The sequence below is a fragment of the Morganella morganii H1r genome (genome assembly GCF_000633515.1).
Lineage (GTDB): Bacteria > Pseudomonadota > Gammaproteobacteria > Enterobacterales > Enterobacteriaceae > Morganella > Morganella morganii_B.
The window spans coordinates 104,586-121,581 of sequence record NZ_AYMP01000010.1 but is presented as its reverse complement, the minus strand read 5'-3'; the positions used below and the strand labels follow the sequence as shown (position 1 = coordinate 121,581).

Annotated in this window: 14 protein-coding genes; 7 read left to right on the top strand and 7 right to left on the bottom strand. The window is 50.1% G+C overall.

The features are described from left to right. Nucleotides 1–465: 465 nt before the first annotated feature. Complete coding sequence (locus U868_RS0105790; RefSeq protein WP_025152459.1) at nt 466–1,377, bottom strand: LysR family transcriptional regulator; 912 nt, start codon at nt 1,375–1,377, stop codon at nt 466–468. A 100-nt stretch (nt 1,378–1,477) separates the two neighbouring features. Here U868_RS0105790 and U868_RS0105785 point away from each other — a divergent pair, with 100 nt between their 5' ends. The 3 genes from U868_RS0105785 (at nt 1,478) to U868_RS0105775 (ending at nt 4,490) form a co-directional block, all read left to right on the top strand. Beyond that, on the top strand, nt 1,478–2,110 hold the full coding sequence (locus U868_RS0105785) for a metal-dependent hydrolase (protein ID WP_025152458.1): 633 nt from the start codon (nt 1,478–1,480) through the stop codon (nt 2,108–2,110). A 71-nt stretch (nt 2,111–2,181) separates the two neighbouring features. Further along, a complete protein-coding gene (locus tag U868_RS0105780; protein WP_025152457.1) occupies nt 2,182–2,820 on the top strand; it encodes a LysE family translocator in 639 nt (212 codons plus the stop codon). 185 nt (nt 2,821–3,005) lie between these two features. Next, a complete protein-coding gene (locus U868_RS0105775; protein WP_025152456.1) occupies nt 3,006–4,490 on the top strand; it encodes an aldehyde dehydrogenase family protein in 1,485 nt (494 codons plus the stop codon). Between the two features lie 44 nt (nt 4,491–4,534). On the opposite strand, the gene U868_RS0105770 is transcribed toward U868_RS0105775, so the two are convergent. Continuing rightward, nucleotides 4,535–5,527: a hypothetical protein gene (locus tag U868_RS0105770; protein ID WP_025152455.1), complete on the bottom strand. Its 993-nt coding sequence runs from the start codon at nt 5,525–5,527 to the stop codon at nt 4,535–4,537. A 147-nt stretch (nt 5,528–5,674) separates the two neighbouring features. Here U868_RS0105770 and U868_RS0105765 point away from each other — a divergent pair, with 147 nt between their 5' ends. Continuing rightward, nucleotides 5,675–6,457 carry a sulfite exporter TauE/SafE family protein gene (locus U868_RS0105765; RefSeq protein ID WP_025152454.1) on the top strand — a complete coding sequence of 261 codons (783 nt, stop codon included), beginning with the start codon at nt 5,675–5,677 and terminating at the stop codon, nt 6,455–6,457. Here U868_RS0105765 and U868_RS0105760 read toward each other — a convergent pair. Next, entirely contained in the window at nt 6,454–7,941 is a 1,488-nt protein-coding gene (locus tag U868_RS0105760; protein ID WP_025152453.1) for a PLP-dependent aminotransferase family protein, read from the bottom strand. The two genes, U868_RS0105765 and U868_RS0105760, sit on opposite strands and share 4 nt — an antisense overlap. A gap of 141 nt (nt 7,942–8,082) precedes the next feature. Between U868_RS0105760 and U868_RS0105755 the strand changes: the two genes are divergently transcribed. Continuing rightward, a complete protein-coding gene (locus U868_RS0105755) occupies nt 8,083–8,559 on the top strand; it encodes a GNAT family N-acetyltransferase (protein ID WP_025152452.1) in 477 nt (158 codons plus the stop codon). A gap of 41 nt (nt 8,560–8,600) precedes the next feature. Here the strand turns inward: U868_RS0105755 and U868_RS0105750 are convergent, their stop codons facing one another. From U868_RS0105750 to U868_RS0105730, 4 genes are all read right to left on the bottom strand, one after another. Then, nucleotides 8,601–9,464 carry a DUF3289 family protein gene (locus U868_RS0105750; RefSeq protein ID WP_025152451.1) on the bottom strand — a complete coding sequence of 288 codons (864 nt, stop codon included), beginning with the start codon at nt 9,462–9,464 and terminating at the stop codon, nt 8,601–8,603. A gap of 133 nt (nt 9,465–9,597) precedes the next feature. Next, complete coding sequence (locus U868_RS0105740) at nt 9,598–10,923, bottom strand: amidohydrolase (protein WP_080694322.1); 1,326 nt, start codon at nt 10,921–10,923, stop codon at nt 9,598–9,600. A 19-nt stretch (nt 10,924–10,942) separates the two neighbouring features. Next, nucleotides 10,943–11,419 carry a hypothetical protein gene (locus U868_RS0105735; RefSeq protein WP_025152449.1) on the bottom strand — a complete coding sequence of 159 codons (477 nt, stop codon included), beginning with the start codon at nt 11,417–11,419 and terminating at the stop codon, nt 10,943–10,945. Nucleotides 11,420–11,431: 12 nt separating this feature from the next. Continuing rightward, entirely contained in the window at nt 11,432–12,220 is a 789-nt protein-coding gene (locus tag U868_RS0105730) for a DUF3100 domain-containing protein (RefSeq protein WP_004241147.1), read from the bottom strand. 1,574 nt (nt 12,221–13,794) lie between these two features. On the opposite strand from U868_RS0105730, the gene U868_RS0105725 reads away from it, so the two are divergent. Both U868_RS0105725 and U868_RS0105720 read left to right on the top strand, forming a co-directional pair. Beyond that, nucleotides 13,795–14,385: a fimbrial protein gene (locus U868_RS0105725; protein ID WP_025152448.1), complete on the top strand. Its 591-nt coding sequence runs from the start codon at nt 13,795–13,797 to the stop codon at nt 14,383–14,385. A 98-nt stretch (nt 14,386–14,483) separates the two neighbouring features. Then, nucleotides 14,484–16,982, top strand: a complete 2,499-nt coding sequence (locus U868_RS0105720) for a fimbria/pilus outer membrane usher protein (protein WP_025152447.1) — start codon at nt 14,484–14,486, stop codon at nt 16,980–16,982. Nucleotides 16,983–16,996 lie beyond the last annotated feature (14 nt).

Below are 16,996 nucleotides of genomic sequence, written 5' to 3'. Positions count from 1 at the left end.
TGCGATCCGGCTTTCAACAAAAGTTGAAGCGACTGATCGGAACTGAGGCACCACCTCTGCTTTATTCGCTGTCGTAACGTGCGTCTAACATTTTCAACATCTTTTTACTGATTATAAAATCCTTACAAATCAATTCAGTAAACAACAACCAGCAGAAACACACTGCCTTATCCCGGTTCCGATGTTCACTTCTGCTATTTTTCACTGCTTTTTTGTTATTAAAATGATTTTGCAATCATTAAAAAATAGTTGAATTTAATGTTGACCCACATCACAAAACTGGTATCATACCCCCATCGAAGCAAAACACGCTTACTAACCTAATTCAAAAGCAGGAGTTCATTATGAAAAGTATCAAAACTTTCTTCTCTAATCTGACCCGTGCTGCTGCTATCATTGCAAAATACAGCAAAGCATTCTGATTTATCAGACAGATATAAAAAAAGCGCCTTAAAGGCGCTTTTTTTATGTCCGCAGTTTTTTCACCAGATAATCAATCAACACCATCATATGCGGCGGCTGATAACGCGACGGCGGATACAGCAGCCAGGCATCCCCGCTGTAACGGGTTTTAAAGGTCCAGTCCGGCAGAACCTGCACAATCTCCCCGCTCTCCAGCGATTTACGTGCCGTAAATACCGGCAGCCCGCCGATCCCTAGGTGTGATTTCACCCCGCCAAGCCGCACGCCACTGTGGTTTGATGAATAACGCCCGTGTACATTCACAGACACCACTTTATTCCCCTGCTGAAAACGCCAGCGGGTATCTGCCGCTTCCTCACTGAGAAACAGGCAGCTGTGATCCTTCAGTTCCTGCGGATGAGACGGAGCACCATGTTCCGCCAGGTATTGCGGCGTGGCGCACAAAATATGGCTGACCGTAAACAGCCGCTTGCCGATAAGTCCCGGCGGCGGTTCATTGGTAATGCGGATGGCAAGATCGATCTCCTCATCAATCAGATCCATATAGCGATCTTCCAGGCGCAGCATCACATTCACACCGGGATTCATTTCGAGGAACTCATTGATAAGCGGATGCACCATAAAGTAACCCAGCGCTTTCGGTGCGCCCAGACGCACCAGCCCGGACGGTATTTCACTGAACTGCCCGCTGGCGCTCATCACCGCGCCCGCAGAATTGACCAGCGCCTGACAGTGCTGATACACAGCCTTACCGCTCTCATTCAGACGCAGCTTGCGGGTCGTACGCTGCAATAACCGGGTATTCAGGGCGCGCTCCAGCCGCGAGACCGCACGGCTGATCGCAGACGGAGTAGCGCCCAGTTGCCGGGCCGCTTCTGAGAAACTGCCGGTTTCCACCACTTTGGCAAATACCGCCATTTCCTCGAGTAATGCGAGGGTTTCATTTGTGATCACAGGGAATAAATCCTTTGCATTTTTGCCGTATTATCATATGACAGTGCCTGCAATACAATGTCAGACAACACGACACAATAATAATGAGGCACACATCACCATGACAGAAAAATGCTACCTGACCAGCCGCACCTTACAAGGCTCCGCCACTGTCCTGGAATGCCGTCCGGCAGAGGACGGGCGCTATGCGGTTATCCTCGATAAAACCCTGTTCCATCCGCAGGGCGGCGGACAACCGGGTGATACCGGCACGCTCGGTGATGCCACTGTGATTCACACTGCTTTTATGCCGGAAGGTATCATTCATTACACCGATATCCCGGTCGCCCCCGGCGAAGTTCAGATGAATGTCGATGCGGAGAAACGTCAGTTGCACTCGCGGCTGCATACCGGCGGGCACCTGCTTTCTCATGTGATGGAAACTTTCGGCTGGAAACCGACCAAAGGCCATCACTGGCCGGATGAAGGGCGGATCCGGTATATTCCTGCCGGTTCCCCGGTGATCGTGGATCAGGAAGATGTCCGCCGTCACTGTCAGGCGCTGATCGACGCGGATCACCCCTGCCATCACTATCAGGATGAGGACGGTATGTTTCAGATCCGGTTTGCGGATTTTGAGCCTTACTCCTGCGGCGGTACACACGTGCAGTCACTCGGTGAAATCGGCACACTGGTGCTGAAATCGGTGAAAACCAAAAAGGGCGTTCTGTCCGTTCAGTACGACGTCGCCTGACGGAGCCTGTCTCTCTGCGGCGGCACTCCTGCCGCCCCTGCTACCTGCTGACCTGCTGACCTGCTGAGGTTATGATAAATCTGTTCAACCAGAGTGAATTTCTGGCGCTTGCGCTCGTCCATTTTTTCATTGTTGTCTCACCGGGGCCGGACTTTGCCGTGACGCTGCGCCAGAGTATTTATCACGGACGCAAAGCCGGGCTGATGACAGCGCTCGGTATCGGTGCCGGGATTTCCGTGCATGTGGTGTACACACTGGCTGGTGTGACAGCCCTGATGCAGGCCACGCCGTGGCTGATGGATACCGCAAAATACATTGGTGCGGCGTATCTTATCTGGCTGGGCATTCAGTTTCTGCGCAGTAAAGGCGCAAGTGCCGTTATCACCCCGGAGAGCCCGGATGCCCGCCCGGCACAAACGGCCGGAAAGGCATTTTGGATGGGATTTCTGACCAACGCCACCAACCCGAAGGCGATGCTGTTTTTCCTGGCCATGTTCACCACGCTGGTCAGTCCGTCCACGCCGGTGACGGTCAAACTGTTCTACGGCGTGTGGATGTGCGGCGTAAATGCGGCCTGGTTTATGGCCGTCTCCGTTCTGTTCTCACACCAGCGTATCCGCGAGCGGTTCCTCGCGCACAGCCGGTTGTTCGACAATGTCATCGGCACTGTTCTGCTGCTGTTTGCCGGGCGGCTTTTGCTGGCGGGCTGATTTTTGGTAATTAATGCTGCCTTTTGCAGTTATCGCCAAATTCATTGCCACGTTAATAGTTTGATATGGTAATGTTTAAGGACGTTAATAATTACGTGTCGTTATGCGCTCATGTATTTACGCCTTGTTGTACCGATGAGGCCGTCCCGGCACTCATCAGTCACCCGGACAGAACGGAGAAGATAATGATTAAACTGAAAGATATAGAACAGGCTCTGCGTCCTCAGCCATCCTACAAAATGCTGATTAACGGCCAGTGGGTCGAAAGCAGTGATCACGCCAAAAGCCAGACATTTAACCCCGCAACCGGTGAATTACTGGCAGATTATCCGGCCGGTACCGCGCAGGATGTTAATACCGCAGTTGCCGCCGCCAAAAAAACCTTTGAAACCTGGCGCCATACCTCCCCTGCTGAGCGTCAGCAATTATTACTGAAAATTGCCGACCGCCTGGAAGCCGAAAAAGAGCGCTTCGCTACCCTGGAATCCCTCGACAACGGTAAGCCGTATAATGAGGCCAATTCCATCGATCTACCGGCCGCGATTGACCATTTCCGCTACTTTGCAGGGGCTATCCGTGCCCATTCCGACCAGGCCGATGTGCTGGATGAAAACACCCTGAGTCTGGTGATCCGCGAGCCGCTCGGTGTTGTCGGTCAGATTATCCCGTGGAACTTCCCGCTGCTGATGGCAGCCTGGAAACTGGCACCGGTCATTGCCGCCGGGGATACAGTGGTAATCAACCCGGCCAGCCTGACCCCGCTGACCCTTCTGGAACTGGGACGTATTCTGAATGATGTCCTGCCTGCCGGGGTGATTAATATTGTCACCGGTCGCGGATCCGTGGTCGGCCAGGCGATTCTTGACCATCCGGATGTGGATAAAGTGGCGTTCACCGGCTCCACCAGCGTTGGTTACACTGTTGCTGCCGCTGCCGCGAAAAAACTGATCCCGGCCACTCTGGAGCTGGGCGGTAAATCCGCGAATATCGTGTTCCCGGATGCCAATATGGAAAAAGCCGTCAAATATGCAGCTATCGCGATCCTGATGAACCAGGGTCAGGCCTGTGAATCCGGTTCACGCCTGTTCCTGCACAAAGATATTCACGACGAATTCCTGAAAAAACTGAAAGCCCGTTTTGAATCTGTCAAAGTCGGTGACCCTATGGCGAAAGATACTCAGATGGGCAGCCAGGTCAGTCAGGGACAGCTCGATACCATCCTCAGCTATGTGGAACTGGCGAAAAAAGAGGGTGCCACCATCCTCACCGGCGGCGAGCGCCTGACCAGTGACGGGCTGGATGCCGGGTTCTTTATGAAGCCGACGATTATCACCAATGTCACCAACCAGATGCGTGTTGCCCGCGAAGAGATTTTCGGGCCGGTACTGGTGGTGATCCCGTTCAGTGATGAGGATGACGTTGTCGCGATGGCCAATGATTCCGAGTACGGGCTGGGTGGTGCGGTCTGGACACAGGATATCAACCGCGCACTGCGTGTGGCAAAAGCAGTCAGAACCGGCCGTATGTGGGTGAATACCTACCATGAGCTGCCTGCACATGCCCCGTTCGGCGGTTATAAAAACTCCGGACTGGGACGGGAAACCCATAAAATGATGCTGGATGCCTATACCGAAGTGAAAAACATCTATATCAGCACCAAGGAGTCATAATTCATCATCATGCAAATGCCCGGCAACGCCGGGCATTTTTTTACTTATTTATTGCCTTTTGCTTCAGGTGGCGGATTTTTCCCGGCAGATCGCGCAATACTGTACATCCGCTGCATCATCATCTGATCCGCAGTTTCCACCACAATAATCACATAGCGCCGCTCTTTCTGGTCATAACGGAAATAGGTACACTCCGGCCTGCCCCGGCGGTTGTAGTAAACCGCACCATTATCTTCCTGATAGACAATACCTTTTTGCTGATTCAGCCATTCATCAAAACGCCAGCGGTATTTCGGGACTGTCACCAGATGAATGATACCTTCCGCATCACTGAGCGGATCACGGAAGCGGTAAACCTCCGTATTATCATCACCACTCTCAATATGAAGGCCGCCGATATCACGGACATAATCGCCGTCCTCCTGCTTTTTCAGGCCGATGGCCATTGTTTCCGGCAGGGTGACGGAGATATTTTCTGTCATTCTGATGGTGTCACCGGAAACCGGCGGGAAACCGTTATCTTTGTAATACTGACGCTGCGTCTCCAGATACCCTTCATAGGCGGAGACTCTGACATCGGACACTGCTTTCATACCTGCCAGTTTTTCGGAGGTGTGATCGGCACGGGAAAGGGTCATTTTCAGGGTGCAGTTAAAAAAGCCGCACGCGCCCTCTTTTTCCGTGGTCAGATAGACGGTTTGCCCGCTGTCCGGTGATGTCCAGGTGGTCTGTATATTATTCAGATCAAACGTATCGCCATGAATCTCACTGTCAAAACGGTTGCCGCTGTTATCCACCGTGACTCTGCCCGGCTCAAACCAGAAGAATGTGGTGTCTTTCAGGCTGACCATGGTGTCGCGGATGGCGGCTTTGACATTTTTTTCCGGATCACTGTTCTCCGGCGCATTATCCGCCGGGTTATCATACGTGACGGTAATATCATCAATCACATAATATCCGTCCGGCGCAGGCGGCGGGGTTTCCTTACATCCGGCCAGCAATGCAATCACCACAGATAAAAAAATACCCCTTTTCATGACTCATCCTTTATTTAATCACCGGAAATCCGTCGTGATCATAGCGCAAAAAATGAGAAATCCTGACCGGAATTATCCTTAAGTGTATTTATCTGCCCGCCATGGGGTATGATAACTCCCCTGTTTGTTCCGGCCGGGGAAAGGACAATGGCCATTATCACAACACTGATCACCGGTGCCTTAACCGGGCTGATTATCAGCACCACCGGTGTCGGCGGCGGGGTGATAGTGCTGCCAATCCTGACGTATCTCTACGGCATGAATGCGCTGATGGCCGTTGCTACCGCCAATCTTCTCTCCATGCTGATGAAAGTCGCCTCCTCCTGGCTGCACTACAAGCTCGGTAATATTCCGCTCCGGCGCGCCATGATTGTGCTGGGAATTATGCTGCCCGCCACCTTCGGCGCCAGTCTGCTGGTGACATGGCTTGCCTCGGTACCGGCCTGGCAGGCGATCACAGAAAAGAGTATTAATCTGCTGGTCGTGGCGGCGATCCTGTTTTCATTGTGGCTGTTTATTCAGCGGATGTTTTTCCCGCCGCCGTTACCGGCGGATACGGCTGAAACCGCCATGTCAGTGCGGGAGTTACTGCTGCCGGGGATCACCGCTGGTGTGGTGCTGGGGGCAACGGGTGTCGGCGGCGGCATTGTGGTACTGCCGATGCTGCTGCGCTATGCAAAGATGGATATCCGTCAGGCGATCGGCACCTCTATTTTTGTCACCACCCTACTCTCCGGCTCTTCCGCTATTGCCTATATGCAGGACGGGCACACCGATGTCCGTCTGGCGTTGTGGCTGTTTGCCGGTTCCCTGCTCAGCATGCCGCTGACCAAAATTCTGCTCACGCGGATGCCGGATCGCGCTTTTCAGTATGCCACGCTGATCCTTATCCTGTGCAGCGCCGTGATGATGACACTGAATCTGTTTTAAACCGTCACCACGCCCTGTGCCTGTAACACCTCCGCCAGACGGCGGATGCCGTCGGTGAGTTTCTCCGCCGGATAGGCGGCAAACCCGAACAATACCCCTTCCTGCGGTGCATCCGGACGGCAGTAACGGGCCAGCGGCTGCATACCCATGCCGCACTGACGCCCCGCCCGGATCACCGTCTGTGCCGGAACACCGTTTTTCATCCTGCACAGCAGATGGATCCCCGAGTCGCTCGGGACAATCGCCAGCAGTGCGGGAAGATACTGATTAATGGCATCCGTCACCGCCTGCCGCCGCTCATAACAGGCTTTGCGCACCCGGCGGACATGACGTGCATAGTGCCCTTCATTAATAAACCGGGTCAGTGTGGCCTGCTCCAGATAGCCGCAGCCGGTATCGGCATAATATTTTGCCACCTCAAAGGCCGGGATCAGGGCTTTCGGCACGACCAGAAATCCCAGACGGAAAGCGGGATAGAGCATTTTGGAAAACGTTCCCGCATAAATTACCCGCTGATGCCTGTCCAGCCCCTGCAATGCCTGGAGCGGACGGTCGGCATAACGGAACTCACCGTTATAGTCATCCTCCAGGATCCAGACATGGTGCTTTGCCGCCCAGGAGAGCAGCGCCGAGCGCCGGGCCAGGCTGAGTGTGCCGCCGCCGGGAAACTGATGTGACGGCGCGGTGAACACCAGTTTCGCGTCCGGCCAGCGGCGCAGGCCGTCATACACATCCATGCCCTCTTCATCCGCCTGTACCGGACGCACTGTCAGCCGCTGAGATAAAAACGCCCCGCGCGCACCGTCATAGCCCGGATCATCCAGCCAGACCTCATCCCCGGGCTGTAACAATGTCTGCACCGTCAGGTTAATCGCCTGCTGGGTGCCATTGACAATCAGGATCTGATCCTCATCGCACTGCAATCCGCGGGTGGCACGGACATAATGACAGATTGCCCGGCGCAGCGGCGGGTAGCCGTGCGGTTCACTGTGCGCATGCAGTGCGTAACGGGACTGACGCCAGACACGGCCGAGCAGCCGCCCCCAGACATCATGCGGAAACAGATCCACACATCCGGTGCCGACCATAAACAGTGCATCAGACGACGCACCGGATGCAACGCGCTGCGACAGCAATGTTTCTGCCAGCGGGCTGATATTGGCAGTCACCTGCTCTCCGGCCGCATCCGCCGGGGATACCACCGGTCCGCTGATGGCGTGATCCGGCAGATTCTCCGCCACAAAGGTGCCCGCGCCGCGCCGGGTGACAAGATAGCCCTCATCCTGCAACCGCTCAAACCCGGCAATCACCGAGTTACGGGAGATCCCCATCATCTCCGCCAGTGCCCGTCCGGACGGTACTTTGCTGCCCGCATGCAGGCGGCCGCTGAGGATCGCCTCACGCAGAGCGTGATACACCTGATCTTTGATGATCCCGTTACCTGTCAGTAATTCGGGAAACGCTGCCGTACCGGATTTTCGCATAGTGATCTGCCGGAAAAGTGGATCTGTTAAAAATACAAAAAGTGTATCTTATAAAGAACCAAGATAACACGTACTCTTCACATCACGGAAAACGCGCGTTTTCTTCACTACAGCAGAATGCAGAATAATGAGGGAAACACCATGAATAATACAATGACATCACCCGCTTTGGATCTGGTGACAGTGGCGCCTGCCACACAGAATGATTATGCGGGCTGGCTGCCGCACTGGCTGGCCTATCAGGAATTTTATAACGTCAGCTTTCCGGAAGAGGTCACGCTGACCAGCTGGTCACGTTTCTTTGATGAAAAAGAACCGATGTTCTGCGCCGTGGCGCGGATGAACGGCAACGTCACCGGGTTCGTGCATTATCTCTATCACCGCTCCACCTGGGCGGAAAAAGAGTTCTGTTACCTGGAAGATCTGTATGTGGATCCGTCTGTACGCGGCCAGCATATCGGTAAGCAGCTGATTGAGTTTGTACAGCAGCAGGCGCTGGCACGTCCGTGCGGCCGGCTCTACTGGCACACCCATAAAGACAATACCCGTGGTCAGCGTCTGTATGACTGGGTGGCAAATAAATCCGGTGCTATCGAATATATTATGCCGCTGAAATAATGGCGGTAATATCCGGTAAAAAGACCCGCAAAGGGTCTTTTTTAGTTTTCTTTATTTTCTGTCCGGCTGCCCGGCGCTTTTCCGCTGATATTCGTGACCGCTCTGATATTAATAACAAACGGTTTAAACGCGAATTTTTTATAACGCTGCAATACATACCAGATACGGAAAAAACGGGAATCACTGTACCGTTTCATATCTGCGGTACTCAGCCCGAAATGTCCCTGAAGCTGATAACTCAGCTGTGCAGTGAAGTGATGAGGTTTGATGTGAAGAAAATCCAGGGTGATTTCTGTCGCCCAGGTATCATTGAGTATTACCGGCGCTCCCTTTTTCAGATCCTGCCAGCGGTTGCAGGCCGGAAACAGTGTTTTATTCAGCCCTTCCCGGAGCAGGTGCTGCAAATCAGCCCCTTCGCGGATCTTTACGCCCTGCCAGTCAATCTGTGCACCAATGATTTTCTTCACTGCCGCCTGCATCGGATTCAGTGCATCCTGATCCAGAATCGTGTCGCGAAAAGCATAATCCAGCGCACGGTCACGATACGGCCTGCCATTGGCATTCTGCATATGGGTGATCAGTTTTTTCAGCACGCCCGGATAACCGCCGGACCAGGTGAATTGTGAGGATAACTGCCGCATCTCATCAAACAGTATCCGGCTGGTCGCTTTCGCACCGAGATTAAAAACCTGCGGCGTGTAGTCTCGTCCCATCAGCAGCGGATGACTGCCTGCTTCCGGTTTCCGCATGGTCCAGGGATCCACCTGCGCGGAGACATCATGCAGCCGCAACAGATCACGTAGCTGAAGTAAATCAAAATCACCGCTGCGCATATCGTCCGGACGATAATCATCCCGGCGGCGCGGCGACTGACAGATTAATAACGGAAATGATAGTGTTGTCATTCTTTCCCTGAATAATCGCTGCATTTTATTTATGCTATGATTATTTTATCATCAGCCGCCGGAAAGATCCCTGCCGTCAGTCTGAAAGCGGAAAAGATAAAAAAGGCCCGTTTCCGGGCCTTCAGGGGGATGATCAGTTCTTAAAGGAACTGATAAACGAGAGGTACTCTTCTTTACTCATCAACGGCTTATATTCAGCCATCAGGGCTTCCGCACCGGCGGCATCATCAAACAGCAAATCAATAATTGTCATTGCCATCATCTGAGCCGGACGGATATAGGCCATATCGTCATCAAAAACGACATAATCTTTGCCGTGCAGCCCGCCGCGCACTGAACCAATCCACGGATGACTGACCGGCATGATGTGGGACAGATCCCCGGTGTCAGTACTGCCGGTCATATGCTCGGCAACCCAGACGTTTTCATCACCAATCAGACCTTCCGCATTCTGCTGTAACAGATCATTCAGTACGGCGTTGTTATACAGCGGCAGATAGCCCGGTAAATCTTTCACTTCCACTTCGGCACCGACAGACATGGCACCCGCCACCAGCGCACGGGTAATGCGCTCGTTGGCATCGATCATCGCCGGTACGTTTGAGGCACGGACATAACTTTCCATGCGCACATCGCTCGGGGTCACGTTGACCAGATCCCCGCCCTGGGTGATGATCGGGTGGAAACGGATATAATCTTTCTCCTGAAAGGTTTCACGGATAGCATTCACACCCATGATACCCATCATTGCCGCATTCAGGGCGTTAATCCCCATATGCGGTGCCGCCGCAGCATGTGCCGGTTTGCCTTTATAATTAATCAGCTTACCGATAAAACCGTTGGTAGTGGTCGAGATTTCAATAAAGCCGTTATCACGCTCAGGTTTGACGCTGGTCAGGTGGATCTGCATTGCCATATCCACATCATCAAACTCACCGAGGGAAATCAGCTCCGGCTTACCGCCGATATAACTGATTTTGCCCTGTTCGATCAGCTTGTTGCGGTAAGCAAGCTCGACATATTCCTCGGCCGGAACGGCGAAGGGCACCACGTCCCCCGCCAGATAGTCCATTGCCCCGGAATCCACCAGCCCCATGGTGACCGCCATCATATTGGCAATCTGCGCATTGTGACCGCAGCAGTGTGCCGCGCCGGTCTGGTCGTCCGCATCAGGGTGTTCAGCACAGATAATGGCATCCAGCTCACCGATCACCGCGACACTGCGTTTACTGCCTTTTCCGCCTTTCAGACGGGCCTTGACCCCGGTGAGCGCCAGCTGATTACGGTAGCTGACACCCAGAGAATCAAATGCTGCTTCGACTTTCTTCGCTGTGCGGGTCTCTTTATAACCCAGCTCAGGCTCTGCCCAGATATTCTCTGCCAGTTTTTTAATGTCACCCTTGCGGGCGGCAATCGCTTCGCAGACTTTGGCTTTCAGTTGTTCTTTGGTCATTGTCATGCTGAATATTTCCCTCTGATCAGATAACGCCACTCCAGGAGAGCGTCAGTTGGCCGATAAGTGCGGCAAATAAGAATGTCCCGGAGAATACCGCCAGTGATACCGGGATAATGCGCCATGAAATCGCTTTGAATTTATCGATATCTTTACCCAGCGAGAGACCCGCGAAGGCCAATACGGTGGTACTGATAACCGCGATAGAAACTTTACCGGTCATGGCAATCATTTCTTTGTCATACGGGAACAGCGGTGAGCACAGACCGGCGGCAATCAGGGAAACCCAGAAGATCACCGGCAGTTTGCCTAACGGCGGGATCATCGCAATCAGGTATGCCGCAAAGGACATACCGCCCAGCAGTGTCATTGCCAGCAGTGTATCGCTGAACACCTGTCCGAAATCGCCGCGGCCGTACATTGACCCGCCGACCGCATCACCGAGTGCGGTAAAGAACACCACCAGAACCAGGATTATGGCTATTTCTGTCATCTTTTTCATGATTAGTTATCCTTATTCAGTATCCGCAGACGCCGTTGCACGTTTTCTTTTCAGCTTGTTGTACAGATAAGACGCAAACGGTAAGGAGAAGAAAATATAGATGTACAGACCTAACACAGAAGACATCAGGTTCGCGGAAGACGAGAACGCCTGAATATCCGCAGCCTGGTCAGGATAGAGTTCCAGCAGAGGGGCAACCGCCGCCGCCAGCATAGATCCGCTGCCGACACCCGCCCCCATCGCCAGAGCAAGCGGACTGAGGATATCCAGACCGGCGATCACACTTGCGAGGATCCCCATCCAGACAGCACCGTACAGCGTACCGCAGATGTACATTGCCATGACACCGCGGCCTTCCGGTGAACTTAAGCCGTATTTGGCTTCGATAATAGCAATGTTCGGCTCACGCCCGACAGAATAGGTGGCACCGACCGCTTCACGACCCATGCCTAACATAATCGCCAGCGGCAGACCCAGCATGATGGTACCGATAAAGTGGCCCACTTCCTGCAGAACCAGCGCACCACCGGCCTGAATGATTTTTTCCCAGGAGGCCCCGACGGAAGTACTCAGCTTGGCGATCAGGATCACCAGTGCCACACTCATGATAGAGGTCGCATGCGCCATGTTCTTTTCGTTGAGGATTTTAAATTTCGGAAAACTGATAATACCACCCATCAGCATGGAGTAGAGCATCGGAAAAACCATCACCAGACTGATTTTAATTTGCCCTATCGCTTCCGCAAGAAGAATGATAAATAAGCTGACCAAAAGCAACTTACTATCTTTTAATATATCCATAGTGTTACCTTTATAGGAATTGTTATTGAGAACTACTCATGTTTATTTATATAAAAACGTACCCTTTCCATATTCATACTACCTGCGGGACTGTTTTCCTGACAATATTCCGAAAATTCCTTAACCATGCCTTTTAGGCATGCCATAGATTAATAAATTAATATTTATTGATTAACCTTGTCTCAACTACTTATTTCGGGTTACTAATTAATATAAAATTTCATAAATTTCAATATGATACAAAATGATATAATTTTGTGAAAAACATTATTTGATAAGTGACATTGGTTTTAATTAAAATAAAAAGAGTAATATTCAAATAAGTCAATAATGTGAAGCGGCTCCTGTTTTTTTAATTTCCGTACACACTTATTTTAATGAGAATGATTTTATATAATGATGAAAAACCCGTTTTAATACTGAATTTATTCAACCATCACCGAGATGAACATCTTATTGCACCTTCTTATCACTGTTATGGCAAAATATTTGACTGGCAGTAAAAAATCATCATTGTAACGGATAACATGAATAAATCAGATACAGATCACATTATTTCATCAATATAGAGACAGGTCACAATATTGACTATTCACCCGCTCCCCGGTACAAAAATCCGGAAAACTGCGTTGTACTAAACGGGTTTCATCCGCAGAGGTATCTCCGGCAGGCTGTTTTTCAGACAAATACAGAGAACGCAGATAAAAGCAGTAAAACTGACCGGCAAGCACCTTATTACGTTACATGATTGTTATTTTTTTGTGATTTTCTTATCTGGCCGGAAATCTGTTTCATCGTGTCTCAAAAATATTTTGCACTTGCTCACACATAATTACTTAAAAAACACATCGGTATCAGAGTATATCCGTATATAAACACAGCGGATAATAAATAAAATTTACTTAACTGTGATGCAGACTATAGTCTTGTCCCGGACAGAAGACAGTGTTTTTCTCAGGGTAAATATGGAGTATGACAGGCATCACAAAATACACGAATGATAAATAAAACTGTACTATCTTATTTTAATAACAGTCAATCACGCTCCATAATTAATTATTAATATAGAACTAACCACTAAAACTAATCACTTTTGTATTTAATTAAAATCAAACACGTTTTGTAAATAGTGACTATCTCCTGATATGAACATATTAAGATTAATATTCGTAGTTAAACGTAGGTCATCATGATAACTAAATATACTTTATCGCTATAAATAGCGATTAATGAAGTATACTAAAAAGACACTCATTTTTTGACACCAGACAATCCACTGTTTTTTAATCGAATTTATGAAAAGATTTTGTTCATCTTCAATATATAATTTCACTCAATTTATGTGTAATGATATTTAAATTTAAATGTTATCGTAATATAAAAAAATAGCAGCCTGCTCCGTATAATTGACACTCTAATAAACAATTATGATAATACTGCGGTATCTAAAAAATATTGTTCATAATTATTATTAAATAATCTCGAATTATAAATAACGGAATTATTTATTTAATTATAGAAATAAAACAGATTATTCTTAAATATTGACGAATACCCCTGATAAAGGAAATAACATGAAACTTCAGAAAATATTACTCTCAGTTGTACTGGGATCTTTATTTGTTGCAGGTACTGCTATGGCAGAAGATCCGGTACAGCCGCCGGAAGTAAAAAGCGGTCTCGGAACTGTACATTTCAAAGGCTTTATTAATAACGTGCCTTGCTCTATCGACAGTAAATTCCTGGATCAGACCGTTGATTTCGGTGAAATCAGCCGTAACGAACTGACCACCGGTACTTACCGTACAGATAGCAAAACATTTAATATCGAACTGAAAAACTGTGATACCAGCACGTATAAAACAGCGCAGATTCAATTCACTGCACCCACCGTTGAACTGAAAGACGGCACGGCAACATCCAAATATGTTGGTCTGGGTTCAATCCAGAATGCCGGTATCGCACTGACAGACAGCGCCGGTAAAGCTATTGAGCTGGGCTCACGTTTCCCTGCTGAAAAATACACCCTGAACGGAGGCCGTGATCAAATCACTCCGCTGAACTTTGCTGCGTATGTGAAAGGTAACCAGTCTACCGTTGCCGGTGAACAGGCAACTACCGGTCACTTCGATACCCCGGTTAACTTCCAGATTTTCTATCAATAACAGAATAGTGACTGAATAGTTTTTGTTTAATATATGCAGTGGTCTGCAAGGACAGCTCCCGCCACTGCATAATAGATTAGCGGCGGCTGGCATATCTCATGAAGCTCAGAACAACAATTAAAATAATAACAGCTTCTGTGGTTGCAGCGATTCAGATAAATACCGCATTTGCGGAAGAAGCCGTTAACTTTAATACATCCTTTTTAGATGCAGACAGTCAGGAAATTGATTTCTCCAAATTCAGCCGGGCTAATTATGTTATGCCGGGTACGTATCTTCTGGCTACAAAACTGAATAATAATGTTATTACCAGTGATGAAAATATTCTTTTTTACGTTCCGGATTATGATCCGGAAATAACTGTTCCCTGTATTACCCCTGAATTATTTTCACAGCTTGCCATGAAAGAAGAGTGGCAGAATAAAGCCGGCTGGACAGAGCAGGATAAATTACAGTGTCTTGATATCCGCACCATTCCTGATATGCAGGCAACGGGTGATATCGCAGGTAATAAACTCAATATCCTGATCCCTCAGGCCTATATGGCTTACAGCGATCCGTCATGGGATCCGCCGGAGCGCTGGGATGACGGTATCACCGGATTTTTATTCGACTATAACGCCACCGCCACGTACAGCAAATACCAGCCCGGCAGTGATAACGATAAAAGCAGCAAAACGGATGTTGTCAGCTACGGTGATACCGGCGTCAATCTCGGTGCATGGCGTGTGCGTGCAGAATGGCAGGCAACCGGCGGCGACAGTGCGGAACACTCAAAACGCTGGCGCTGGAACCAGATCTACGCTTACCGTGCCATCCGCGATCTCAGTGCCCGTCTGATGTTCGGTGAACAGTATCTGACCTCCGAACTGTTTGAAAGCTTCCGCTACATCGGCCTGAGCATGGAAACCGATGAAAATATGTTTCCGCCGCTGCTGCGCGGTTATGCGCCGGAAGTTGCCGGGGTTGCCCGCACCAACGCCACGGTAATTATCCGCCAGGGCGAACGTATCATTTATCAGGAGCAGGTCAGTAAAGGCCCGTTCCGTATCCGTGACATGAACTACATCGGTGACGGCACACTGAATGTCACCATTAAAGAACAGGATGGCAGCGAACAACATTTCACTATCGAAACATCCCGCCTGTCGATGCTGACCCGCCCCGGCCAGTTCCTGTTTAAACTGGCAGCGGGTAAACCGCTGTCAGACGATCACAAAACCGAAGGCCCGGATTTCGGAACAGGGAGTTTTTCCTGGGGGATGAACAACAACACCACACTGTTCGGCGGCGTGCTGGCGGCAACGGATTACCAGAACGTATCATTCGGCATAGGCCGGGATATTGCACCGTTCGGGGTATTTTCCGCGAAAGTCTCCTATTCCCGCGCGGATATGGGGAATGTTGCCGGCAAACAAAATAAAACAGGCGGTTCTTACAGTATCACCTATTCCAAAGAATTCGATGCCATTAACAGTCAGCTGACCTTCGCCGGTTACCGCTTCTCGGAGCGGGATTACATGACCATGAACCAGTTTGTCGATCTGCGCTACCGCGGCGGTAATACCGACAGCAGTAAAGAGATGTATAACATCATCTTTAATAAAGTGTTCCCGTCTCTGCGCATGAACGTTTATCTGAACTACAGCCATCAGACATTCTGGAACAAACCAAGCATCAACAACTACAGTATGACCCTCTCCCGCAACTTTGACTGGGGAGAGAAAAAGAACCTCAGTATGAGTATGTCAGCCTACCGGACAGAATCGGATTCGACAAAAGATAACGGCATCTACGCCAGTCTCTCTGTTCCGCTCGACGACAACAAAGGCATGTTCAGCTACAGCGGCAGTTACAATAAGAACTCTCACAGTAATAACGTTAACTATTACACTGATATTGATAATTCAAGTAACTATTCACTGTCTGCCGGTGAAGGCGACGGTAAAGTCAATCTGGCCGGTTTCTATACCAATGAAGGAGGGAATAACTACCTTTCACTGAGCGGAACCTATATTCAGGATAATGTGATGACAGTATCCGGTCAGTCACGCGGCGGCTTTACCCTGACCCGTGAAGGCGCGGCATTCCACCGCAGCGGCAACAGTATGGCTCCGCGCATTCTGGTGGATACCAGCGGCACACCGGATATTGATGTGCGCGGTACCGGCAAAGCGGTACGGACCAATACCTTCGGCAAAGCGATTATCCCGACCGCGACAGCCTACTCGCGCGGTCAGCTGTCTCTTGATCTCGATGCCATGCCGGATAATGCCGAAGCGCTGACATCCGTACAGCAGGCAACATTAACCTCCGGAGCGATCGGTTACCGGAAATTTAATGTTGTCGAAGGCTATAAAATCATGGGTATTATTGCTATGAATGATAATACTTATCCGCCATTCGGCGCCTCTGTCATGAATGACAAAAATGCGGAGATCGGCATTGTTGCTGATAACGGTTCAGCTTACCTGACCGGGATACAATCGGGCCAGACGCTGACGGTGGCCTGGAACGGGCAGACACAATGTACTGTCCGGATCCCGGAAATAAAGGATGATAACGTTCAGTTTACTATGCTGCTGCCATGCCAGTAAATCCGGCAGCACCG

What these genes read in the sequence shown, in the direction of transcription:
- U868_RS0105785 (WP_025152458.1), top strand. Translation starts at nt 1,478, where the DNA reads ATGACAGAAAAATGCTACCTGACCAGCCGCACCTTACAAGGCTCCGCC.
- U868_RS0105780 (WP_025152457.1), top strand. Translation starts at nt 2,182, where the DNA reads ATGATAAATCTGTTCAACCAGAGTGAATTTCTGGCGCTTGCGCTCGTC.
- U868_RS0105775 (WP_025152456.1), top strand. Translation starts at nt 3,006, where the DNA reads ATGATTAAACTGAAAGATATAGAACAGGCTCTGCGTCCTCAGCCATCC.
- U868_RS0105770 (WP_025152455.1), bottom strand. Translation starts at nt 5,527, where the DNA reads ATGAAAAGGGGTATTTTTTTATCTGTGGTGATTGCATTGCTGGCCGGA.
- U868_RS0105765 (WP_025152454.1), top strand. Translation starts at nt 5,675, where the DNA reads ATGGCCATTATCACAACACTGATCACCGGTGCCTTAACCGGGCTGATT.
- U868_RS0105760 (WP_025152453.1), bottom strand. Translation starts at nt 7,941, where the DNA reads ATGCGAAAATCCGGTACGGCAGCGTTTCCCGAATTACTGACAGGTAAC.
- U868_RS0105755 (WP_025152452.1), top strand. Translation starts at nt 8,083, where the DNA reads ATGAATAATACAATGACATCACCCGCTTTGGATCTGGTGACAGTGGCG.
- U868_RS0105750 (WP_025152451.1), bottom strand. Translation starts at nt 9,464, where the DNA reads ATGACAACACTATCATTTCCGTTATTAATCTGTCAGTCGCCGCGCCGC.
- U868_RS0105740 (WP_080694322.1), bottom strand. Translation starts at nt 10,923, where the DNA reads ATGACAATGACCAAAGAACAACTGAAAGCCAAAGTCTGCGAAGCGATT.
- U868_RS0105735 (WP_025152449.1), bottom strand. Translation starts at nt 11,419, where the DNA reads ATGAAAAAGATGACAGAAATAGCCATAATCCTGGTTCTGGTGGTGTTC.
- U868_RS0105730 (WP_004241147.1), bottom strand. Translation starts at nt 12,220, where the DNA reads ATGGATATATTAAAAGATAGTAAGTTGCTTTTGGTCAGCTTATTTATC.
- U868_RS0105725 (WP_025152448.1), top strand. Translation starts at nt 13,795, where the DNA reads ATGAAACTTCAGAAAATATTACTCTCAGTTGTACTGGGATCTTTATTT.
- U868_RS0105720 (WP_025152447.1), top strand. Translation starts at nt 14,484, where the DNA reads ATGAAGCTCAGAACAACAATTAAAATAATAACAGCTTCTGTGGTTGCA.